The following is a 23,660-nucleotide window of genomic DNA, read 5'->3' as shown; positions in this document are numbered from 1 at the left end:
CCTTACTTGTGATAATGACGATTAGAGTCAACAGACTTTATTTATAAATAAGGCTCGCAAACGAATCTACGAACCCTTGATATGGTTAATATAAAAGAATACACGAATGGTGCGACAATAATAAGCATCATTTATAGGTGTTGGCTAAAAAGTCTAAGTAACGACTCCAAGAACGCTGATCGGCGCGCGCATCATATCTATCAGGGTTATTAAAATCCGTAAACGCATGCACCGCGCCGCTATAAGTGATCATTTCATGCGGTACTTTACTGGCCTCTAAGGTTTTGCCAAGGGCGGTAAAGTCCTCTAAGGGAACCGCTTCGTCGGCCGTACCATGAAAGACTAAAATCTCTCCTTTGGTTTTATCATAAGATTGTCCGGTTGGCGTCTCAAGTCCTCCATGAAAAGGTACAAAAGCCTTTTGTTCAAATCCTGCTCTTGCAAGCTCAAGCGCAACGCCGCCGCCAAAGCAATAACCCATCGTTACGCCTTCGCGGACATTATTGCCTTGCGCCTGTCCTGTATTTAGAGCACCGGCAAGCAGGCGCCGCATTTTACTACGATCGTCGTATAGCTCGGAGGTGAGCCGTTTTTTGTCTTCAAGTTCGGTAGGGCGAATGCCTGCACCAAACATATCAGCCGCTAGTACATTATAACCCTCGCTCGCTAGCATATCCGCGCGCTTTTTCTCATAATCCGTCAAGCCGTCCCAATCATGAATTAGCAGTATAAAAGGAGCGTTAGGTGTATCCGCTTGCGCGTAATATCCTTGGTAAGGTTGGTTGTCTACTGTATAGCTGATATCTTGTGTAGTAATAGCAGCAGCGCTTTGACTAAAAACGAGCGTAAGAGCGCTGACTGATAACCCAATAAGCATAGTTTGAAAACAAGAGTAGCGGGAATGACTAGATTGACAACTATTATTCGATAACATAAGCGACCTCATAAGCGTAGTGAAGAAGGGTAAAAAGACTAAAGCATGTCCTCAAACGGTACTAGAGAGTGGTTAGAGGAAGTACTTAATAAACTAAAAATAACTCTGATTCTGTCATTCTTCGCAAACGGCAAGACAATATTATCTTATTTTATTGTTCGCAAAATTACGGAATGTTCAAAATCTGTTCCGTTGCTATGATTAAAATGACGATATGGCCTAAACAAACAGTCTTTTAATAAAGTACCACAAGCACTTTTTGATAGCTGCAAACTTTAACCAAATATCAACAGGTATTATCATGTAAAACCTAAGTAAGTTCCGTAGAATTAAATTTCGCTCTTATCAGAGTCTAATTCTTATAACTAGCTAGGATGCATGATGAAAACAAATATTGATCATACTGACCCCGCAAAAGACATGAACCCTGCCCGCGGAAATGGTGGCGAAACCCATCAGCGCGCAGACGATGACGCCAAAGCGCTTACCACTCAGCAAGGTGTGGTTATTGCTGATAATCAAAACTCTTTGAAAGCCGGTAGCCGTGGCCCGAGCCTTTTAGAGGATTTTGTATTACGCGAAAAAATCAATCATTTCGACCACGAGCGTATTCCAGAGCGTATTGTTCATGCGCGTGGTAGTGCAGCGCACGGTTATTTCGAGCTGACAGAATCGCTAGAAGAATACACGACCGCCAAAATTCTTACAGAAACAGGGAAGCAGACACCTTTATTTACTCGTTTTTCGACCGTGGCTGGCAATAAAGGCTCAAAAGATACGCCTCGCGATGTCCGCGGTTTTTCGGTAAAGATATATACCGAAGAAGGTAACTGGGATATCGTTGGTAATAATATGCCGATTTTCTTTATCCAAGATGCGATGAAGTTCCCAGATCTTGTCCATGCGGTAAAGCCTGAGCCGGATCGCGGTTTCCCGCAAGCAGCCTCCGCCCACGATACCTTTTGGGATTTTGTATCTTTAAGCCCTGAGACTATGCATAATGTTATTTGGCTGATGAGCGATCGCGCCATACCCCGTAGCTTTAGTATGATGGAAGGCTTTGGCATTCACAGTTATCGTCTGCTCGATAAAGACGGCAAAAGCACCTTTGTACGCTTCCATTGGAAGCCGGTGGCTGGAGTGCAGTCACTAACTTGGGACGAAGCGGTCAAAATCTCTGGCGCCGACCCTGACTATAACCGCCGCGATATGTTTGAAGCGATCAACAATGAGATGTATCCTGAGTGGGAGTTTGGCGTACAGCTCTTTACCGAAGAAGAGGCTAATGAGTTTCCATTTGATCATTTAGATGCGACTAAACTCATTCCAGAAGAATTAGTACCGGTAAAAATTATCGGTAAAATGGTGCTTAACCGTAATCCAGATAATTTCTTTGCAGAAACTGAGCAAGTGGCATTCTGTCCTTCGCATCTACCACCGGGTATCGATTTCAGTAATGACCCGCTATTGCAAGGTCGTCTGTTTAGTTATTTAGATACTCAGCTGTCGCGTTTAGGCTCACCAAACTTTGCCCAGATCCCTATTAATGCACCAAAATGCCCATTTGCTAATAATCAGCAAGATGGTCATATGCAGATGCAAGTACCAAAGACTCGGGTACTCTACGAGCCGCAAAGCTTAGATCCTACTCGTCCGCGTGAAAGCGTGAAGAAAGGTTTTGAGTCTTTCCATGAACAGTTGGACGATGGCGTCAAAGGCCGCGTACGTGCTGAGAGCTTCGCTGATCATTATAGTCAGCCGCGCATGTTTTATCGCAGTCAAACGCCTGAAGAACAGGCACATATCGCTTCAGCCTACGCTTTTGAGCTGGGTAAAGTGGATACCGCGCATGTCCGAGCACGAGTACTCAGTCATCTGATCAATATCGATGAAGACTTAGCTGACCGTGTTGCAACCGCGCTAGGAATGGAGCTACCAGAAGCGACTGAACCTGCAGCACCCGTACAAGATATGGATATATCTAAGCCGCTCCAAACGATTGGACGCACGCCTATCTCATTAAAAGGTCGCTTAGTCGGTATTTTAGTGGCTCAAGATTCAAGCCATGAACAAGTTAAGAGGTTTGAAGACGCAGTCAAAAAACAAGGGGGTATGGTAAAAATAGTAGCCCCTAGTAAAGAGGTTGAGCTGGATGATGGTACTCGCGTACAAGCTGATGAACGCATCGCTGGTGCGCCCTCTGTATTTTTCGATGCTATTGTCAGTATCATAATGCCAGAGCAAGCCAAAAAATTAGCTCAAGATAGCGCGACGCTTGACTGGTTCACGGATGCTTACGCGCACTGCAAAGCGATCGCTTACTGCGGCGCCACGGAGGAGTTTATCTTAAGTAAGCTTCCTGTAGAAAAAGATAAGTTTGTCACGCCATTAGCAGAGCTTGATAGCTTTGTTGAGAATGCAAAATCTCGTCTATGGGAACGTGAGCCCAAGGTTCGTGATTTAGCTTAGTCTTATTAAGTAGTTATTTAAACGAAAAAACTCAGCCTAAGCGCTGAGTTTTTTACTTTATCAGCTTATAACCCTCTGAACGGTTCACTTTATGCGGTAATAAAAAGTTTGCTCACAAGCGTTCACTGAATATAGTTTATTACTTGAAACTGAACGTTATAATGGTAAGCAAATGAATAAGTAAAACTATGAGATAAGTCTTAGAATAAATAGTCATTAAAAATAGATCAGTAAAGTGTAGTTGATTGAGAGTTGTTATGGATTTAACAAACATTGTAGCGATTGAAGGGTATATTCAGACCACTTATATGGCCGTTTATCCTGATAAGTTATTATTGCTTGATTCAGGATGTCGATGTGATGTCGATAACATCTTGGCGTACATTACCAATGTTTTAGAGCGTCCAATAGAGCAGCTGAAGGTTGTGATGGTTACACATATGCATCCCGATCATGCTGGTGGTGCTGAGCTATTGAAACAAAAAACGGGCTGTCAAATTGTTAGCGCCAAAGCTGAAAAACCTTGGTATCATGGCATTTTAGGTAGGTTTAAACATTTGAATGATTTGGGTTTGTTGTATTATGTCGCCAATAGACAAGGCAAGTCTTTTACAAACGCTTGGTATGATCCTATTTTGAAAGCTGATATAACGGTTGGAGAGGGTGATAGTGTGCCCTGTTTTGAAGACTGGATAATTTTGGAGACGCCGGGACATACGGATCGTGATCTATCCTTGTGGCATCCACAGAGTAAACAGGCGTATACGGCAGATCTTATACTGAGTATGAAAGGTAAAATAGTGTCACCATATTTGATTACTTTACCTGATGCTTATCGAGCGTCTTTAAATAAAATCAGAGCATTAAAGTTAGAGAGTTTATTATTAGCACATGATAAAAGAGTCAAGATGAGTAATGAAGACTTCGCTCGATTAATAGAAAAAACACCAAATAATCCTCGCAAAACCTCATTAAAGAATATTTTGGGCACTGCTTTTCTAAGACTCAAATTCGCTCGTAAAAGAGTTAAAACCCCTTAGTCAAAGGGCCAACTGATAAGCAAGCAGTTGATAAACGAATAAAAAAAAGCCCCGCTACCAAAAGTAGCGGGGCTTTTGCAGTATGGTGGACCGACCGCGACTCGAACGCGGGACCAATTGATTAAAAGTCAACTGCTCTACCAACTGAGCTATCGGTCCTGAGCGAGGATAAAACGAAGCACTGCTTCGTCCGAGCGCAAGAGAATTTACATTTTCGTAAATTCTAAAAGCTACGCATCCAAACTAAGGGTTGCAATCATTCGCAAGAGAAAATCCTTTAAATAGGATTTTCTGAAAGTCTTGCTAGCAACTTAAGTCTAAATATTAAGTCTTCGCAAGAATAATTTCCTTAAAGGGAAATTATGTAAAACGTTAAGTTCTAAAAATGTTTGTTTTTAAAACTAAACTTATCAAGCTAATACCGAGTAGGGCAGAATACTTAATAAGAATACTACTGAAAATGGTGGACCGACCGCGACTCGAACGCGGGACCAATTGATTAAAAGTCAACTGCTCTACCAACTGAGCTATCGGTCCTGAGAGACGTGAAAAAATTGCACTGCAATTTTAGTCTCGCAAGAGAAAATCCTTTAAATAGGATTTCCAAAAACCTTGCATCTAAACGCAACGTTATAAATAATGCTGCTTTTTTAGCTCTGCAAGAGAATTTTCCTTAAAGGGAAAATTCTAAAAACTTTGCTAGCAACTTAAGTCTAAATATTAAGTGATTCGCAAAGCTTTCTCTAATTCACATTTAGATAGTTTCTATCCCTAAACGTGAGAGCACATTATATATATTCCTGTGATAATTACAACCCCATGAGGAGCAAAAATGATGAATTGGGCGTAAATTTTATGAATTTTTTAAATCAGTCAACTTTATTAGAAATAGTTTTATGCTATCGCCTTGATAATAGACACCGAGCTAATCTCTAGAGAGCGCCTCCACAGGATCAAGTTTGGCAGCGTTACGCGCCGGCAAGAAACCAAAGATAACGCCAATTAAAGTTGAGCAGACAAAGGCCGCTACAATAGACGTCGTTGAATAAATTACCTTGAAGCTCTCGCCAGCGACGCTATTGATTAGCTCACCGATAGCAAAGGCGAGTCCAATGCCAAGCAACCCACCTAAGATACAAACCAGTATAGCCTCGATCAAAAACTGCTGCATGATATCGTTTTGACGAGCGCCAACCGCCATACGCACACCAATCTCATTGGTACGCTCAGTGACTGAGACTAGCATAATATTCATAACGCCAATGCCGCCGACGATTAAGGAGATAATAGCAATAGAGGAGATCAGTAGGGTCATGGTGCCGGTAGTAGACTCAATCGTTTGGCGAATGGAGTCTGAGTTACGAATACGAAAATCATCGGTACCGTGGCGACCTTCCATTAAGGTGGAAATCGCAGATTCAGCTGCCGATGAGGAAATACTATTATCAATCAAGGCGACAAAACGCTCAATATTGGGACTACCGACGAGCCGAGACATCATCGTAGTATAAGGCATGTATAGAGTAGGCGACTCTACTTGACCACCAAAACCACTGTTATTAGGCGCTAGCACGCCAATAATTCGGCCGGGCACGCTACCGATTAACACCACTTCGCCGATAGGGTTGTCATTATCGGCAAAAAAAGTCTGCTTAGCATTATCATCAATGATGATATCTTGCGTGCGTTTTAAGATGCTTTGTTCATCGAAACCTTGACCTTGAATTAAGGTCTCACCGCTAACGTCAAGGTAGTCTTGACCCACACCGCTTATGCTAGCTGCCTCTTCAATATTGCGATAACGCACGCTCATGTTAGTGTCGAGCTGTGGGCTGACGCTCACTACATAAGGCTGATCAGCGACCGCCTGCGCGTCTTGCGGCGTCAGATTATCATCATTGTACTGACGTCTCGGATCGCCCCAAGGGTAGCCATCCATCACGGTAATGGTATTGGTACCTAAGGAGCTGATGTTGGCCAGTATTTGCTCTTGTGAGCCTTTGCCTAAGCCAACGACTGAGACCACTGACGCGATACCGATAATAATACCAAGCATCGTCAATAGCGTACGCATCTTGTGCGCGCGCATCGCGAGCAACGACATTTTGAACGCTTCAAACAGTCGATCTATAAAGCTACTCAGCCTACCTTTACGATGCTTGTTGAGTATAGGTTCTGGCTGGACTCTACTATCAACTGCGGTCTGCTGATAATGCTTGGTGCGATAGTCTTCAATGATATAGCCGTCTTTTAGCTCAATGACACGTTCGGCCTGCTGAGCAAGACCGGGATCATGAGTGACCATGATAATGGTATGGCCTTGCGACTTTAGCTCGTGCAAGATGGCCATAACGTCTTCGCCCGATTTACTATCCAGCGCCCCTGTCGGCTCATCGGCTAAGATAATATCGCCACCATTCATCAGCGCCCGCGCGATAGACACTCGCTGCTGCTGACCGCCTGAGAGCTGGTTGGGTCGATTGTTAACCTTGTCTGCTAGGCCTAAATCGGCTAGTAACTTCTCTGCGCGATCGCTACGGGCTTGTCCGTCCATCCCTGCATAAACGGCCGGGACAGAGACGTTATCACGAGCGTTAATATCACCTAATAGATGATAGCGTTGAAAGATAAAACCAAAGTGCTCACGGCGCAGCTTAGCTAGCTCATCGGCATCCAAGCGACTAACAGGCTGTCCATATATTTGATACTCACCAGCGGTCGCTTGATCAAGACAGCCTAAGATATTCATCAAAGTCGACTTACCAGAGCCGGATTGTCCGATAATGGCGACCATCTCGCCTTGATGAATAATAAGGTCAATATCATGCAGCACACGTATCGTCTGCTCACCAGCACGAAACTCTTTAATCAGTCCTTTCACTTGCATTAACGGCACATTTGCTGCGCTATTGGCGTTGGTTTTTAGAGGATCCATGGGTTCCAAGACCTATAGTTGTCAAATCAATAGTTATCAAATCAAAAGCTCACTAACTCTCTAAGATTAGAAATCGTCTAATCTTTAGTGTAGGTACTATTTTGCTGAGCTAAAAGTGATGCTTAGTTATGATCAAGGTTGTTTTTAATAAAGGTTTAGTCATTATCAAGCGTTAAAAGGGACGACCACCTCTACCACCGCCATTAGCTGCTTTTTCTTCTCCTAAGATAACCTCATCGCCTGCTTTGAGACCACTCAGAATCTGCGCATTGACGCGGTTATTAATGCCGACGCTCACCGCTTGCTCTACTACTTCACCGTCTGCTTTCAGTACGCGAACGCTTGCTCTGGAAGAGTCGATATCTCGATTAGAGTTATCTATAGCTTTATTATCTTTAGCCTCAACGTCTTTAGAGTTGTTTTCGGCTGAGTTAGTTGGTTTTCTAGCTTTGCTAGCAGGCTGTAGGGCAGCAGAAGGGACTAATAGAGCGTTTTCAGCTTCATTAACAACAATGTAGACCTGTGCGGTCATATCAATACGGAAACGGCGCTCAGTATTGGGGACTTCGATATAACCAACGTAATAGATCGCTGAATCAGTAGAGCTGGTGTCACTAATGTTTTCTGGTGCAGGCTCAATGGCTTTAAGCACCGCATCAAACTTCTCATCAGGGTTGCCAATGACATTGAAATAAACGGGCATGCCCGCTTGCACGTTGATGACGTCCGCCTCAGAGATTTGAGCGTTGATGCGTACAGTCGATAAATCGGCTAAGGTCACGATAGTAGGCGCAGTTTGATTGGCGTTTACAGTAGTGCCTTGCTCGGTAGTGATAGAGACGACCGTACCGGAGATTGGTGCGCGAATAGTGGTGTAGCTCAAATCCTCTTGCGCAGTACTAACGTTAGTTTGTGCTTTTCGTAAGGCGGCGCGTTGGCTGTTGATATTGGCTTGAGTTGTGGTAATAGCGGCTTTAGCGGTATCTATAGCGGCGCGAGCATTATCGACCGCGGCTTTTGCCGTTGCCACACTCGTGGCTTGGGTATCATATTCTTGTTGTGAGATGGCATCGATAGCGACTAAGCCCTTAAGACGCGCAAAGTCAGATTGTGTTTGCTTGTATTCAGATTGACGGCTGGCTAGATCAGCATAAGCGCTTTTTAAGCTGGCTTGACGACTCAAAAACTCGGCTTGGGCACTTTGAATAGCGGCTTCACTTTGTTCAAGACTGGCTTGCTCATTGCTTAAATTGTTCTTCTGCGTGACTTGATCGATTTGGGCAATGAGATCGCCTTGCTTGACCTCATCTCCGACTTCGACATAAAGCCGAGTAACTTCCCCTGATACCTGCGCGCCAACGTCAACCGTGTTTAACGCTTTGACTTTACCGGATGCCATGACGTTGTTTTCGATATCACCTATTTCAGCGGTGGCGGTAATGTAATTAGGAGTCTCTTCTTTGGGTTTGAAAGTTCTGTAAGCCAGCACAATAAGTGCTAGCACAACTAAGGCGATAATGCCCCATTTTATAGCTGATTTTTTGGTGATTTTGCGCATGCTCAAAGTCCACTTACAATCAAAACAATTTTGACTATAGTAAAGACTTCATTGATAAATTGAAATGGTTATTAGTTTGCGAAAGGTTAAGGAGAAGCGGGGTAGCTGCAACATAAATATTTATTAAAAAACTGTAGGTCGTTATTTTAGTAAGCCATCAAGTAGCAAACAGCTTTTTCCCCGACAGCTCAAGCGCGGCTTGTAATAAAAGCTCCCAAGCAGGCTGGCGAATTAACCCTTTAATCGCTTGATCACAGCGATAAAGCAGATCCGGCCATAAGGCGGTTTGCGCAGGGGAGTGACGTCGACAAGCTTGGCTATATAGGCTTTGCTTACTGCGCCAAATTCCTAAGCTTTGCGGATCTTGACCGTCCATTAGCGCCATGATTAGCCGCATGTCTTTACTGATGGCCCAAAGTACCAAAGTCGTTGGCTCGTCAGTGGCTTGTAGTTGAAACATAATCTTCGCCACTTGCGAGCTGTTACTCGCGAGCATAGCATCGGATAAGTCAAAAACGCTAAATTGCGCATCGCTGACTAATGCTGCTTGCAAGTCAGTGATATCTAAAGCTAGGTTTTTATGACTGGCTGAGTCGCTATTGTTTTTGTCAGTAGTAGGACTGAGACTGTCACTATCATGTCTCGATAACTGCGGCGCGAACAGATACGATAAGCGCCAAAGGGTTTGATAAGCGCTTAGCAGGTGATGTTCGGTGTGCGACATCAATAATTGCCAAGCCTCTTGCGAAAGCCGTAAGCCGAATTGCTCTGCTTGCACTTGTAATAGCTGCTGACGCGCGCGCTCATCGTATAAGTTACCATCGATAATCTGACCATACTGGGCAAAAGGTGCAAACCACTTGCTGGCTTGGCTGCGTTTGTCTTGTTTTGGGGTTAACCATAACAAGCTGTGATTATGAGCACCAGATTGCGCCTCAACTGCAAAACGCTCAAGCTCGCTAATGATGGCTTTATCAGGCTTGTGGTTACCCGTGACAATTAAAGCGCTGGCATCATCGAATAATGATAAGCTGCTCAGCTCGGATAATACCTCTTGCCAAGACTTTACTGATATTAGCTCAATGCGTTTGATGGCATAGTTCTGCTCGCGCCAGTGGGGCCGCAGCGCGTCAATCAGCCATTGCTGAAGTAAAGGCTCATCACCGTGCGCCAGCCACAAGCCCGCCACTGCTACTGAAGGTTGCAGTAACTTAGGGTAGGCTTGGATAAAGGTCTGCTGCATAAAGATAAGCCATCAGTTGCTGATTTAAAATGCCAGTTTAAAATGCTAAGAGGTTGGGGGAGTAATCACTGTGGTCGATGGCGCTGAGCGCTCTAACATAGGTGCAGTTTGGTTAGTCTTGCTAATATTGGAGGCTACTTTTGGTAAGCTGATAGCGACATATTGATCGGTAATACGGCGCGCTAAGCTATCATAGAGCCAATCGCGAATCTGATCGCCTTGTTGATCGTCAGTGCTGACCGATGCCTCATTATACTGATAGCTGCGCTCTACTTGGATAGGATTAGTCAAAGTCACCGGCTGTCCATTTTGATAAGTGTCGTAGGTCACATCAGCGGAGAGTACCAAACGTATCTCGGTCAAAACGCCTACTAGCTCATAGCGCCTAAAGCGTAGATTATCTACTTTTATTAGCGCAATTTTTTCGGCATCAATATTGTTGGCTTTGCTATTGGCTGCGTTTTCAATCATCGTCATACCATCGACGACGTCTACTCCCAAAGTCTCTAGGCGTCTATTCAATGGCAGCTTCAATGGGAAGGAGAGGCGATTGTCTTCAATCACTACCGCTGTTTTTTGGACTTCAAAATTTAAGGGCGCATCAAGCCCGCGCAAATGAAAACCGCAGCCAGTAAGGCTAGTCGCTGTCGCCACTACAGTAACCATAGGTAGCACTGCTAGTAAAGAGGTGGCTAGTGTTTTACCAAGGCTTTTGCTTTTAGCAGGCGTACCCGAACTGTTCTTACGTGCTGACTGCATTTTTTGCTGTTGATACGCCATAACCTTTATCCTTAATCGCTATAAAAAAGCCTAAAACGTCACCGGTAGATAAAAAACAATAAATTAGCCAACAACGACAATGTTAACTAATTTATTAGGGACAACGATCTCTTTTTTGATCTCACCGGTAAGAAACTTAGCTACGCTGTCAATACTGCGTGCCTGAGCCTTTAGCTGTTCAGGATCACTATTAGGAGCGACGTCCATTTTACCGCGCACTTTACCATTAACCTGCACCACCATAGTGATAAGGTCTTGCACTAAGGCACTCGCATCCATAGCAGGATAGCTCATCGTCAGCGTATTAACGGCCAACTGCTCAAGTAAATACTCGCCAGCATGCGGCGCATAGACGGAGAGCATAATGAGCAAGTCTATCAAAGCTTCGTGCTGCACTTGCAAGTCTTGCTCGCCATTGGCATTAAAACTAGTCAGCTCATTGGCAAGCTCCATCAGGCTCGATACTGGTGTATTCAAGGCCAAACGCTCGCCTAAGTCTTTATCTATTTTGCCAACCGTTTCATGGGTCTTACGCCGTAAATTTTTGGCCTCGCGGCTAAGACCCTCTGTATTTAGAGGCTGATTATTTAAAGTAACAAGCTCTAAATTAGCCGCGCTTAAGGCCTTAATATGATCATGAGCCAGACGCCAGACTTTTTTAACAAAGTTATAAGGACCTTTAAGCGCATCATCAGACCATTCAAGGGTTTGATCGGCGGGGGCCGTAAACAAGGTATATAAACGCACAGTATCCGCGCCGTACTGATCGATAGTAGTTTGTGGGTCGACGCCATTATTCTTCGACTTTGACATTTTCTCGATTTTGCCAATATTTACCGGCTTACCGTCAGCTTTTAAGATAGCTTTGATCGGTTGACCGCGCTCGTTATAGTCGATATCGACATCATCAGCAAAATAATAAGTGGTGCTACCATCGCTATTGATACGATTAAAGGTGCCCGCTAACACCATGCCTTGGGTCATGAGATTCTTGAAAGGTTCATCACCTGAGACTAAATTTTCATCACGCATCAATTTATGGAAAAAACGTGCATAAAGCAGATGCATCACCGCATGCTCAACGCCGCCGACGTATTGATCGACGGGGAGCCATTTGTTAGCGGCCGATTTATTGACCATGTGCTGGTTGTCATTTGGACTGGCAAAGCGCGCGTAGTACCAGCTTGATTCGACAAAAGTATCAAAGGTATCCGTTTCACGCTCCGCTGGATTACCACATTTAGGACAGCTGGTATTGACAAACTCAGGCATGTTTTTGAGCGGATTACCGCGACCATCAGGCACTACATTAGTTGGCAATACTACTGGCAAGTCTTGCTCTTCTACGGGCACCGTACCGCAGTGTTCACAGTTGACCATAGGGATAGGGCAGCCCCAATAACGCTGGCGGGAAACGCCCCAATCACGTAGACGGAACTGAATTTTTTTATTGGCAAGACCCTTTGGCTCAAGCTTCTCAAGCATCGCCGCAAAAGACTGCTCAAAGTCCATACCATCAAACTCGCCTGAGTTGACCAAAGTATTGCGCTCAGTGTAGGCGAGGTTAACCTCAGAACCTTCGGCTTCGGCCTCAGCTTTTGCGGCATCAAAATAACCGGCAGGGACGTCGATGACTTGTTTGATCGGTAAGTCATATTTAGTCGCAAATTCATAATCGCGCTCATCGTGAGCTGGTACTGCCATTACCGCACCTGAACCATAGCTCATAAGTACGTAGTTAGCGACCCAAACCGGCAACTCTTCTCCAGTGAGCGGATGAGTAACGGTTAAGCCAGTATCCATACCGATCTTCTCAGCTTTGGCAAGATCGGCTTCAGCAACGGAGCCCTTTTTGCAGAGCGCATTGAACTGGGCGATGACCTCATCATTTTCGGCAGCATATTTCGCTAACGGATGCTCAGCGGCAACGGCGACATAAGTGACCCCCATCAAGGTATCAGGGCGGGTGGTAAACACATCTAAGGTACTATCTTGCCCTTCAAGCTCATAAGGGAAGTGCACCTCCATACCGGCACTACGTCCGATCCAATTGCGCTGCATAGTCAGTACTTCTGAAGGCCAATGACCCTCTAACTGATCCAAATCGTCGAGCAATTCATCGGCGTATTCGGTGATATTGAAGTAATACATTGGAATATCGCGCTTCTCAACCGGCGCGCCACTGCGCCAGCCTTTACCGTCAATGACTTGTTCGTTGGCAAGGACGGTATTATCCACCGGATCCCAGTTCACTGTCGCTAGCTTTTTATAGACTAAGCCTTTTTTGTATAGCTGCAAAAATAGCCACTGCTCCCACTGATAATATTCAGGGCTACAAGTGGCAAACTCGCGCGACCAATCGATCGATAAGCCTAATAGCTTAAGCTGCGCGCGCATATTATCGATATTTTCAAACGTCCATTCAGCAGGCGGCGTCTGATTGGCAATCGCCGCATTTTCTGCAGGCAGCCCAAACCCATCCCAACCCATCGGCTGCATGACCTCGAAACCCTTGAGACGATAATAACGGCTCAGCACATCAGAGATGGTATAGTTGCGCACGTGACCCATGTGCAGCTTACCGCTTGGATAAGGGAACATCGATAGCATATAACGGCTGGGTTTGTCGCTTGGCTCATTGCTGACTTCAAAACGCTTATCGGTAGCCCATTTGGCCTGCTGCTGCGTTTCGATCAGCTGCGGTTGATAGAGTGTATTATCGGCAGCTGGAGTAGCGGTATTATTAGGATTAGAGTGGTCAGAGGTTACAGCATGGTTCATAATTGGCTCGAAGTTAGACATTCTTATTAAAGTTTTGGAATTTAAGTTCTGAAAACAAATAATTAGTAAAATTAGATACGCTAGAATAGCGCAAATTGGGAAAAAATGCGATGGTCTAGGGTAATAATAGCGCAGTATTAAAGGACTAAGGTTCTAATTTTTGAGCGAATACCATATAAGGAATAACGATGAGTATCACTATCTATGGCATAAAATCATGCAGCACGATGAAAAAGGCTTTTATTAAACTGGACGACTTAAACATCGACTACACTTTTCATGACTATAAAAAACAGGGCATCGATAAAGACAGCTTGCAGCGTTGGGTTGATGAGTTAGGCATAGACAAAGTGCTGAATAAGCGCGGCACCACATGGCGAAAACTAGATGATGAGCAAAAAGAGGCTGCTGACGCTGATGTTCATAAAGCTATCGATCTATTGGTGGAAAATACCAGTATGATTAAGCGTCCTATCGTTGAAGGTGAGGTTGCTGGCAAGTCAGTATTGCTTTGCGGTTTTGACGAAGACGACTTTGATAAAGTATTTAAATAACAACACAATTTCTCCATCGCTTTCCATACGGTTTAGTGTATTCTAAACTGATAATTTAGCTGAATTAAGTTTGCTCAATTAAAGACTGAACTATTTTGCTAAGCTATCTTAACAAGGGCTTTATGTAATAAGGGGAAGGATATGAAAAAGCTATGGATGGTAGCGGCACTGATTACCGTGCCTTTAGTAGCGACTAGTGTACAAGCGGCAGATACTTCTACCAAAGTGACTTTTGCTAAGGATAGTTACTGTGGTAGTTTTGCTGGTAATATTAGCAATGGTAAAGAGTTTCGCTTGTGGTTGATGCCGGATCAAAATTTAGTGATTCGTAACGTTGGTGACGATCAAATCAATGTCGCTTACGTCTCGGGGCCTAGTGGACGTTTGACTGGCGATCGTTATGAAAACGAAACCTCTTATATTACTGAGCGCAAAGGCAACCATCGGATGAAAGTTTATGGTAATAGCAGTTATAGCTCGATAGAGTTCTGTGCTTATTAACTTATTACTAAAACCGTTTGGAATTAAAAGCACCGCTACCATAAATGAGTAGCGGTTTTTTTGATGGAAATAAAAACAGTCTTAAATGAACAACCTATTAAAAGCGAAGCTCAGGCTTTATTACACCGACTATAAACCATATTAAACTAAAGCCCCAAATAATCAGCACGTAAAGCCGGATCTGTTCAGCATTCCAGTCGAGCGCGAACCACTCAATGAGAAAAAAGGACTTCCAGCCTTCTATCCACTTTGCGCCGCCATAGCCGATTATCCACCAACAATACAGGCTCTCAATAATGAAAAGCATACACCATAGGCCTAGTGACATAATAGCGCCATCCTTTATTGCTATTCCTAATATTAGCTCATCGCTGAATCGACTTCACGACTAATCAGCGTACCAACGCCTTCATTAGTAAAAATCTCGAGAAGCGTCGCATGGGGTACGCGACCATCGACGATAACCGCGCTTTTGACCCCACTGCGCACCGCATCTAGGGCACATTGAATCTTAGGAATCATACCGCCTGAAATAGTCCCATCCTCTATCATGGCATCTACCTTTTTCGGCGTTAGGCCAGTGACTACTTTACCATCACGGCCTAATACGCCTTTGATATTGGTGAGTAGCATCAGCTTCTCAGCTTGCAAGAATTCGGCCACTTTACCCGCGACCAAATCGGCATTGATGTTATAAGTATCACCATTGTCATCGACACCAAGCGGCGCAATAACGGGAATAAAGTTAGAGGAGATGAGCATATTAATCACGTCTTTATTGACGCTGACCACATCACCGACATAACCCAAATCTATGGGCGTCTCAATACCAGCGTCATTGGTCTTTTGCATGAGCATTTTTTTGGCTTTAATAAGGTTGGCATCTTTACCGGTCAGACCAATCGCTCTGCCCCCATGTTTATTAATCAGGCTGACGATCGACTTATTAACACCGCCGCCGAGCACCATCTCGACAATATCCATCGTGCTTTTGTCAGTGACACGCATGCCATCGATACGCTCTGATTTGCGTCCGAGCTCTTTGAGTAAAGTGTCAACTTGCGGGCCGCCGCCGTGTACGACGACTGGATGTAGCCCAACTGTCTTTAGCAGTACAATGTCACGAGCAAAAGAGCTTTCAAGCTCAGGATCGGTCATGGCATTACCGCCGTATTTGACGACGATGAGCTTATCGACAAAACGCTGGATATAAGGCAGTGCTGTGGTCAAAACCTCTGCAGTGGTTTTGGCATCATTAAAATTAAGGGACATAAAAAACTCCTAAAAGGTAGCTCAAGCGATAGTCAGTTTAAAATAAGTCAGCTTAAATTATAAATTAAGCCTCCAAGTAGCATAGTATCGTTTTACAGCGCTATAGCGATAACGTGTCATTCTGGCTCAATAGCCGCAATTTGCTGAGCCAAGTGGCTATCAAATAGCTTGCACAAAGCGACGAATCGCGCTTGTACTTGTTGCAAATCCTTAGTGCTATCGCCAGCGAAACGTACGGTGAGGTTATGACTAGTATTGGACTCACGCAGCACGCCAAAACCATTAGCAAAATCTAGGCGTATGCCATCTATCAGTGATATCTGAGTATCCGCCGGTATTAGCTGCTGTGCCTGCTCTATGCTGATATTATAGAGAGCACTGATAGGAAGGTGGGTCTCAGTATTAGTACTAGAGCTATCGTTAAAACAGCTACAAGGCACTGGTTTTTTAGACAAATCTTTAGTTCTTAGCCTAGTAGCATCTGCCTTAGTGCTAGCGCGCTGCGCACTTGCTAAATCTTGTAAATAGCAGCAGTAAGCTATCAGATGCTCTAACACGGAAGCTTCACAAGCTTGTGTTTTAGGCAACGGCAGGTAGTGATCAGCGGTGCTAACTAAGTTAGGTAGGTTTTGGGTGATATCTGTCAAATCATAAGGCGGTAATACTGAGCGCAGCTCGCCCCACAAGTCGGTGGTCAGCATAATTTTATCCGTTTGCGCAGCAGTAGGGACAGCGGTAAAAGCTAGCCAGTGTAATAAGCGTAGTCCGGCGTACATCGCGTCATCATAAACGATAAAATAGCCATCATTAAAGATAAAATGACCCGATAACTCACCGGCAAAGATAGCTTGCTTCTGATCGGTTTGTAGTTGCTGGCGTAATAGGCTGCTGCCCGTTCTAGTCATGATCGGCTGCGCGCCTAGAGCGGCGAGCAGTTTGACTAAATGATGAGAGCATTTGACATCGAATAATACCGGCGGTGCAGTAAAGGCATGATCGTTACCACTAGCTTTATCGTCATCAGTAGTATCTTGCCTTGATTGCCGCTCAGAGATCGCTACTTGCGCTAATAAGTACAATAAATGATCGGGAGTGACGACTTTGCCGCTATTATCGACAATCATTAACCTGTCGCCATCGCCATCGAAAGCTAAGCCCATGTCTGCTGAGTTTACAATTACGGTTTGCTGTAACTCTGCGAGGCGATTAGGCTCTGTGGGGTCGGGATTGCCAGTAGGAAAACTACCATCAGGTCGATCATTAAGCATAATGACTCGCTGACAAAAGCGCTCAAATAAAGGCTTGGCAATATTGCTAGTCGCGCCGCTGAGACAGTCTATAACCAGGGTTAAATCTAGCTTGTTGTCTAGGTCTGAAGTAGTCTGAGAGACGTTACGCAGTAATAAGTTCTCTTTACTATGCTTGTGGTTCGAGACTCGCTTATCAGCTGGGTGAATAGCGTGTATCACTTGCACCATCGTTTCGATATAAGTATTGGCGATCGTATCAGCAGGCAAGTCGGTAGTTGATATTTTATCTTGATGATGGCTATCAATCATAGCGTCAAGTTTATGATTGGCGAGTTGCTGATAGAGTGCTTGAATATCTGCATGACTAGGCGAGGCGTTATGAACCAGCCACTTAATCCCCAAAGTGTCTTTTGCAGAATGGCTGGCGGTGACCATAATGCCGTGACCATCATATTGCTGCGCCCAAAACGCGGCCATAGGCGTAGTGACTAAGCCTAGATTAATAACCTTTAGGCCGTTTGCTTGTAGAATACTCGCTACCGTTTGCGCTATACAGTCGCTACCGTGGCGCACATCATAGCCCACGATTACGGTAGGGCTAGACTGCGTTTGACTTTGAAGGTGGTTTTTGGAATTATGATGCTGAGTCTGATAAAGCTGAGCAAAAGCTTGCGTCAATGCCTGCACAAAACTTGGCGTAAAATAGTGGTGCGCGCCGCGAATATCATAAGCACGGAATAAGGCTTTTTGGTCGGCAAAAGGCGATAGGTGTTGCATCTTTTGACTCCCGTAGCTGTATTGTGAGACTTATAATGATGAGTGGTAATACTGCTTATCTGTCAACTGCTTGTTTATCAACAGTACTGACGATTATTGACGACCTGAATGACCAAAGCCGCCGGCACCGCGCGCACTTATATCACTAAACTCTGTGACGACATCGAACTCTGGGCGCGCAACGGGTACCACAACATATTGCGCCATTCGCTCGCCGGGACTCAGCAAAAAATCCTCATTACTACGATTCCAAACGCTCACCATCAGCTCGCCTTGGTAATCGGCATCTATCAATCCTACTAAATTACCAAGCACAATACCATGCTTATGACCAAGACCTGAGCGCGGTAAAATCATCCCAGCAAAATTAGGATCAGCAATATAGACTGCCAAGCCGGTACCTACTAAATAAGTCTCACCTGCTTTGATGGTCAAAGGTTCGTCAATGCAAGCGCGCAAATCGATACCTGCTGAGCCGTCAGTCGCTCGCGTGGGCAGCGCAAAAGCTGGGTCATCAATAACTTTTGAATTTAATACTTTTACTTGCACGGTTTGCATAATTTGTCCTAATACTTTTATCAATTAACAAAGTTGTTTTTAAGTTTATGGTTGAATTCTTTATCAAGCTTGGCGGTTCGCTGACGCTATTAGGGTCTGTTGAGCTAAAGAATCAAAATACTAGCTAGTCCCAAAAATGACATAAAGCCGACGATATCAGTGACCGTGGTCAAGATAACGGATGCGGAGAGGGCAGGGTCGATATTCATACGCTTCAGTATCAACGGAATACTAATACCAGAGACATTGGCCGCAGTCATATTGATAGCGATAGCACAGCCAATCACCGCGCTGATTTTGATATCCTCAAACCATAACTGCGCAATAAAGCCCATAATGACGGCCCAAATAATACCGTTTATCGCGCCAACCCACAGCTCTTTATTAAGAAGCCAGACTCGGTTGGAGCCCCCGATTTGACCCATTGCCATGCCGCGAATCACCACCGTCAAGGTTTGCGAGCCAGCGATACCGCCCATACTGGCGACGACTGGCATCAAAATCGCAAGCGCTACTACTTTTGCGAGTACGGCTTCGAATTGACCGATAACGGCCGCAGCCAAAAGCGCGGTGCATAAGTTAATCCCAAGCCAAATACTACGGCTTTTTGCACTATCTAAAATAGGTGCAAACAGCTCATCATCTTGACTGACACCTGCCAAGTTACGCATGGTGCTATCGACATCATCTTGAATGATCTCCATGATGTCTTCGCCGTTTAGCTGACCGACTAGCTCGCCAAACTCGTTAATCACGGGCGCAAAGCGAATATCTTCTGAGCGAAAAATAGCCGCTGCATCGGTAATATCTAAGCGATCATTAATGGTAATAGCGTTATCAATAAAGTCTACTACTAGCGCTTTTTGATCATGTTTAATCAAGTCAACTAAGCTCAACAGCCCTAATAACTGCTGGCTTTGATCGACTACTAATAGCTCTTGGCTTTGATCATCGAGTAAGTCATCTTCGCCGCGTAGCCAAGCTTGTACTTCAGCCAAACTAATATCATCGCGCACCTGAATAATGTCAGGATCCATATAACTGCCCACTTCCCAATCGGCATAAGTATCTAGCTTATTGACTTGAATGCGGACGTCTTCGGCCAAGGTCGCCATGACTGAAGTACGCACGGTATCAGTAACCGTTTCTAAAATCTCAGAGATATCTTGCGCATCGAGATCTTGGGTGAATAGCGATATCTCTTTGGAGGAGATATTCTCCATTAAGGGCTGACGAGTATCGAAATCGAGTTCGGCTAGCACTTCACCTTTGAGGTCTTCTGGCACCTGCGCCCAAATCTGGTGCCGATCTTGCATAGGGAAGGACTCTAGCAAGTTAGCAATTTCGTACTCTGACTGTTTAGCGAGGAATTCAGCTATCTCTTCGGAAGCGTTTTTAGCGACTAACTCTTGCAAATATAGCAGCTTATATTCTGCGCTATATTCCAATGGATTATAGTCTGCCGGTAAGGTCGTTGCGCGTTCAGAGTTAGGCGTAGGGGCAGACATAGAGGTTCCAAAAGTGATGAAAAGTTAAAAAGACTAGTAAGGCCAAAAACCGTTAACGATTACCTAGCAGCGCCCGAATATTAGCCAAATACTCATCAGCGACAGCAGCAGGATCTTTGGTGGCTTTTTTCTTTTTCGCTTTAGCAGGCCAATCGATATGATCCTCAGGTAGCTCCTCTAAAAACCGCGATTCAGAGGTGACGCGCATCTGACCGCCGGCGCGGCGCTGCGTGGCTAACGTCAAAGTCAGCTCGCGCCGTGCTCGGGTAATCCCCACGTACATCAAACGCCGCTCTTCCTCTACCGTCTCGCTGATTATCGAGTTGCGATGCGGCAGCATCTCTTCTTCTAGGCCCATGATATAAACGTAATTAAACTCAAGGCCTTTGGCGGCATGCAAAGTCATCAGATTAACTTTATTGGTATTTTCTTCTTCTTGTTGCTGCTCGAGCATATCGAGCAAGACTAATTTGCGAATGATAGTATCAATCGTGCGGTCTTCGTCGTCTTCAGCGCGATTGATTAGCGACTGAATACTGGTATAGAGCATCTCGATATTATCCAGACGATTTTTTTCTTGCTGCGGGGTTTTCGCCTCCGAGCGCACCACATCGACATAACCGGTCTCGTCAATCATTTGTCGCACGATAGGGACGGGGTCAGGATGCTGGTCGAGCTCGCGAGTATAATGCTCAATAAAATCACCAAACTCTTTTAGGGTGCCATAAGCCTTGCTCGGTAGCACATGGGTCAGCCCGCCATGAGTACATGAAGCGAGTAACGAGATACTATGCTCCTGCGCAAATAGTCCAAGCTTCTCGAGAGTGGCTGGTCCCATACCGCGCTTCGGGGTATTAATAATGCGAAGAAAAGCACTGTCATCTTCAGGGTTTAATATCAGGCGCAGATAGCCCATGATATCTTTGATTTCACTACGCGCAAAAAAGGACTGACCACCTGATAGCTTATAAGGAATCTGTAATTGACGTAAGTTAGCTTCTAACATCCGCGCTTGAAAGTTACTGCGATAGAGCACCGCATAATCTTCCCACTCATTTCCAAAGCGTAATTTATGAGTGGCAATCTCTTTGGCCACGCGCTCGGCTTCATCATCGTCATTGCGGCAGTTAATAATGCGAATCTTCTCGCCTTGACCTTTATCTGACCACAGCTTTTTTTCAAATAAATGCTCGTTATTAGTAATGACTGCGTTAGCCGAAGTCAAAATGCGGCTGGTTGAGCGATAATTTTGCTCAAGCATGACGATTTTGAGTTTCGGAAAGTCTTCTTTGAGTAGCGCCATGTTTTCAGGTTTGGCACCGCGCCAAGCGTAGATAGACTGGTCATCATCGCCCACTACCGTAAAGCGCCCTTGCGGCCCTACTAGGTATTTAATCATTTCATACTGCGCGGTATTGGTATCTTGATACTCATCGACTAATAAGTAGCGAATACGGTTTTGCCATTTATCGCGTAGCTCACGGTTTTCACGCAGTATCTTAGTCGGCAGTACAATCAAATCATCAAAATCAACGGCATTATAAGCACGCAAATTACGCTCATAAAACGCATATAACGTAGCAAAAATCATGTCTTCTGGATCATCGAGCGTTTCCATCGCTTGCTCAGGCTCGACCAGATCATTTTTCCAATCGGAGATCATCTTAATCGCTTTACCGACGAGTTCACGGCTCTCTGCGCCTGATAAGTTATCGCGCATCATCAGTTCCATCAGTAAGCGCTTACTATCGTCGCTATCCATGATAGAGAAGTTGCCTTTGAGCGGGGTATGAATCAGCTCATAACGCAAAAACTGAAGACCGAATTGGTGAAAAGTGGAGACAGTTAGCCCGCGGGTTTTTTCGCTGGGTAGCAGTTTACTTACGCGAGCTTTCATCTCACGCGCCGCTTTATTGGTAAAGGTTACGGCGGTAATACGCTCGGCTGGCGTGTTGCACTCTTCGATAAGATAGGCAATCTTGCGAGTAATCACTGAGGTTTTACCTGAGCCTGCGCCTGCCAATACCAGTAGCGGCCCTGATACATAGAGCATGGCTTCTTGTTGTCGAGGATTGAGTTGACTCATAGGTTACCTTTTGGACAGGGGTTACGATCGCAAGGTGGAATAGCTTTTCTAATTTTAGTAATGAAATTCGGTAGATAGCTGACAGGTGCTATCTAAATTAGGTGAGCTATTATAAAGCAAAAGCGCTTACTTTTGGGAGGAGGTGATGAAAGAAGCGTTTATATAGAAGTCTTTTTATATTCTATTTATTCATAATATTTTTTTATATGAAGTGGTTAAAAATGCTATTTTATAAGCATTTACAAGACTAATTGTAACAAAAACCTGAAAAACACTTAAAGGAATAGCGCTAACCGAAAAGAGTCAATTAGCGCTATTTCAATTTTGTTAGCCTTAATATCTAAACTTAATGTTAAGCGTTGTTCAATTGGCGGGCAGCCTCTAACGCAAAATAGGTCAAGATGCCATCGGCACCGGCGCGGCGAAAACCAATCAAAGACTCTAAGATTACCGCATCAGTGAGCCAGCCGTTTTGGATCGCTGCCATATGCATGGCGTATTCGCCTGAGACTTGATAAGCAAAGGTCGGTACGCCAAAGGTGTTTTTGACTTCGCGGATCAGATCAAGATAGGGCTGACCGGGCTTAATCATCACCATATCTGCGCCCTCATTAATATCCATCGCCACTTCGTGCAAAGCCTCAGCTCGATTGCCAAAGTCCATCTGGTATTGCTTTTTATGGCCACCTTTTAGGTTGCCGGCACTACCGACGGCGTCACGGAACGGGCCATAATAAGCAGAAGCGTATTTGGCCGAGTAGGCCATGATAGCGGTATTAGCAAAGCCTTCTGCTTCGAACGCATCGCGCATGGCTTTGATACGGCCATCCATCATGTCGCTTGGCGAGATGATATCTGCGCCGGCGCGTGCATGGACTAAAGCCTGTTTGACCAGTACTTCTACCGTCTCGTCATTGACGACATAACCGCTGTCATCGAGTAGACCATCTTGACCATGTGAGGTATAAGGGTCTAATGCGACATCGGTCATCACTACCATCTCTGGCAGCGCGTCTTTGAGCGCTTTCACCGCCCGTGCAGAGAGCCCATTTTCATCATAAGCGGACTTACCATCAGGGGTTTTTAGCGAGTTATCGATGACGGGAAAGATATCGATAGTCGTCACACCCTCTGCTAATAATTCTTTTGCATAATTAATGAGCAAATCGATTGATAAGCGCTCAACCCCTGGCATACTAGCGACGGCTTCGCGCTGATTACTGCCTTCTAAGACAAAAACTGGGGCGATAAAATGCTTGGGGTGTAGCTCTACTTCACGAATCATTGCACGCACATTATCGTTGTAGCGTAAGCGGCGCAGACGCGTTTCAGGGAATTGACGGTTAAAGGTATAAGACATTATTTTTCCTTATTTTATTGTAGGACTTATTATTTTTAGACATGACATACTTAA

At 44.9% G+C, this 23,660-nt stretch carries 17 protein-coding genes and 2 tRNA genes; 4 read left to right on the top strand and 15 right to left on the bottom strand.

The features are described from left to right. Positions 1-127: 127 nt before the first annotated feature. Entirely contained in the window at positions 128-877 is a 750-nt protein-coding gene (locus tag ACTXGJ_RS11150; RefSeq protein WP_439243811.1) for a dienelactone hydrolase family protein, read from the bottom strand. Positions 878-1,315: 438 nt separating this feature from the next. Here ACTXGJ_RS11150 and ACTXGJ_RS11145 point away from each other — a divergent pair, with 438 nt between their 5' ends. Together ACTXGJ_RS11145 and ACTXGJ_RS11140 are read left to right on the top strand one after the other, a co-directional pair. Then, positions 1,316-3,403, top strand: a complete 2,088-nt coding sequence (locus ACTXGJ_RS11145; RefSeq protein WP_443565997.1) for a catalase — start codon at positions 1,316-1,318, stop codon at positions 3,401-3,403. 257 nt (positions 3,404-3,660) lie between these two features. Beyond that, positions 3,661-4,443: an MBL fold metallo-hydrolase gene (locus ACTXGJ_RS11140; RefSeq protein WP_439243805.1), complete on the top strand. Its 783-nt coding sequence runs from the start codon at positions 3,661-3,663 to the stop codon at positions 4,441-4,443. An 83-nt stretch (positions 4,444-4,526) separates the two neighbouring features. Here ACTXGJ_RS11140 and ACTXGJ_RS11135 read toward each other — a convergent pair. The 7 genes from ACTXGJ_RS11135 to leuS form a co-directional block, all read right to left on the bottom strand. Beyond that, positions 4,527-4,602 (bottom strand) — tRNA-Lys (locus tag ACTXGJ_RS11135). Positions 4,603-4,904: 302 nt separating this feature from the next. Beyond that, a tRNA-Lys gene (locus tag ACTXGJ_RS11130) sits at positions 4,905-4,980 on the bottom strand. A gap of 388 nt (positions 4,981-5,368) precedes the next feature. After that, on the bottom strand, positions 5,369-7,378 hold the full coding sequence (locus ACTXGJ_RS11125; RefSeq protein WP_443565996.1) for a MacB family efflux pump subunit: 2,010 nt from the start codon (positions 7,376-7,378) through the stop codon (positions 5,369-5,371). A gap of 172 nt (positions 7,379-7,550) precedes the next feature. Beyond that, on the bottom strand, positions 7,551-8,936 hold the full coding sequence (locus tag ACTXGJ_RS11120) for an efflux RND transporter periplasmic adaptor subunit (protein ID WP_443565995.1): 1,386 nt from the start codon (positions 8,934-8,936) through the stop codon (positions 7,551-7,553). 157 nt (positions 8,937-9,093) lie between these two features. Beyond that, complete coding sequence (locus ACTXGJ_RS11115) at positions 9,094-10,179, bottom strand: DNA polymerase III subunit delta (RefSeq protein ID WP_443565994.1); 1,086 nt, start codon at positions 10,177-10,179, stop codon at positions 9,094-9,096. Positions 10,180-10,224: 45 nt separating this feature from the next. Continuing rightward, complete coding sequence (locus ACTXGJ_RS11110) at positions 10,225-10,959, bottom strand: LPS-assembly lipoprotein LptE (RefSeq protein ID WP_443565993.1); 735 nt, start codon at positions 10,957-10,959, stop codon at positions 10,225-10,227. 63 nt (positions 10,960-11,022) lie between these two features. After that, positions 11,023-13,740 carry a leucine--tRNA ligase gene (leuS, locus tag ACTXGJ_RS11105; protein WP_439243790.1) on the bottom strand — a complete coding sequence of 906 codons (2,718 nt, stop codon included), beginning with the start codon at positions 13,738-13,740 and terminating at the stop codon, positions 11,023-11,025. Positions 13,741-13,928: 188 nt separating this feature from the next. Between leuS and ACTXGJ_RS11100 the strand changes: the two genes are divergently transcribed. Beyond that, positions 13,929-14,294: an arsenate reductase gene (locus ACTXGJ_RS11100; protein ID WP_439243787.1), complete on the top strand. Its 366-nt coding sequence runs from the start codon at positions 13,929-13,931 to the stop codon at positions 14,292-14,294. 141 nt (positions 14,295-14,435) lie between these two features. Further along, a complete protein-coding gene (locus ACTXGJ_RS11095; protein ID WP_443565992.1) occupies positions 14,436-14,795 on the top strand; it encodes a hypothetical protein in 360 nt (119 codons plus the stop codon). A gap of 97 nt (positions 14,796-14,892) precedes the next feature. On the opposite strand, the gene ACTXGJ_RS11090 is transcribed toward ACTXGJ_RS11095, so the two are convergent. The 7 genes from ACTXGJ_RS11090 to hemB all read right to left on the bottom strand — a co-directional run bounded on the left by ACTXGJ_RS11090 (position 14,893) and on the right by hemB (position 23,606). Next, the gene (locus ACTXGJ_RS11090) at positions 14,893-15,123 is read right to left on the bottom strand and encodes a hypothetical protein (RefSeq protein WP_439243781.1); all 231 of its coding nucleotides are present in this window, start codon (positions 15,121-15,123) and stop codon (positions 14,893-14,895) included. Positions 15,124-15,155: 32 nt separating this feature from the next. Next, positions 15,156-16,067 carry an acetylglutamate kinase gene (gene argB, locus ACTXGJ_RS11085; RefSeq protein ID WP_439243778.1) on the bottom strand — a complete coding sequence of 304 codons (912 nt, stop codon included), beginning with the start codon at positions 16,065-16,067 and terminating at the stop codon, positions 15,156-15,158. Between the two features lie 116 nt (positions 16,068-16,183). Beyond that, complete coding sequence (locus tag ACTXGJ_RS11080; protein ID WP_443565991.1) at positions 16,184-18,094, bottom strand: phosphohexomutase domain-containing protein; 1,911 nt, start codon at positions 18,092-18,094, stop codon at positions 16,184-16,186. A 93-nt stretch (positions 18,095-18,187) separates the two neighbouring features. Beyond that, positions 18,188-18,652: a dUTP diphosphatase gene (dut, locus tag ACTXGJ_RS11075; RefSeq protein ID WP_439243773.1), complete on the bottom strand. Its 465-nt coding sequence runs from the start codon at positions 18,650-18,652 to the stop codon at positions 18,188-18,190. A 104-nt stretch (positions 18,653-18,756) separates the two neighbouring features. Next, on the bottom strand, positions 18,757-20,160 hold the full coding sequence (locus ACTXGJ_RS11070; protein WP_443565990.1) for a magnesium transporter: 1,404 nt from the start codon (positions 20,158-20,160) through the stop codon (positions 18,757-18,759). 52 nt (positions 20,161-20,212) lie between these two features. Beyond that, complete coding sequence (locus ACTXGJ_RS11065; RefSeq protein ID WP_443565989.1) at positions 20,213-22,246, bottom strand: UvrD-helicase domain-containing protein; 2,034 nt, start codon at positions 22,244-22,246, stop codon at positions 20,213-20,215. A 352-nt stretch (positions 22,247-22,598) separates the two neighbouring features. Then, entirely contained in the window at positions 22,599-23,606 is a 1,008-nt protein-coding gene (gene hemB / locus ACTXGJ_RS11060; protein ID WP_439243765.1) for a porphobilinogen synthase, read from the bottom strand. Positions 23,607-23,660: the final 54 nt, after the last annotated feature.

It is taken from the genome of Psychrobacter sp. 1Y11 (genome assembly GCF_052259045.1).
In the GTDB taxonomy this organism is placed as follows: Bacteria; Pseudomonadota; Gammaproteobacteria; order Pseudomonadales; family Moraxellaceae; genus Psychrobacter.
Note: the sequence above shows the minus strand (reverse complement) of the source record. Positions and strands in the feature narration are given on the sequence as shown.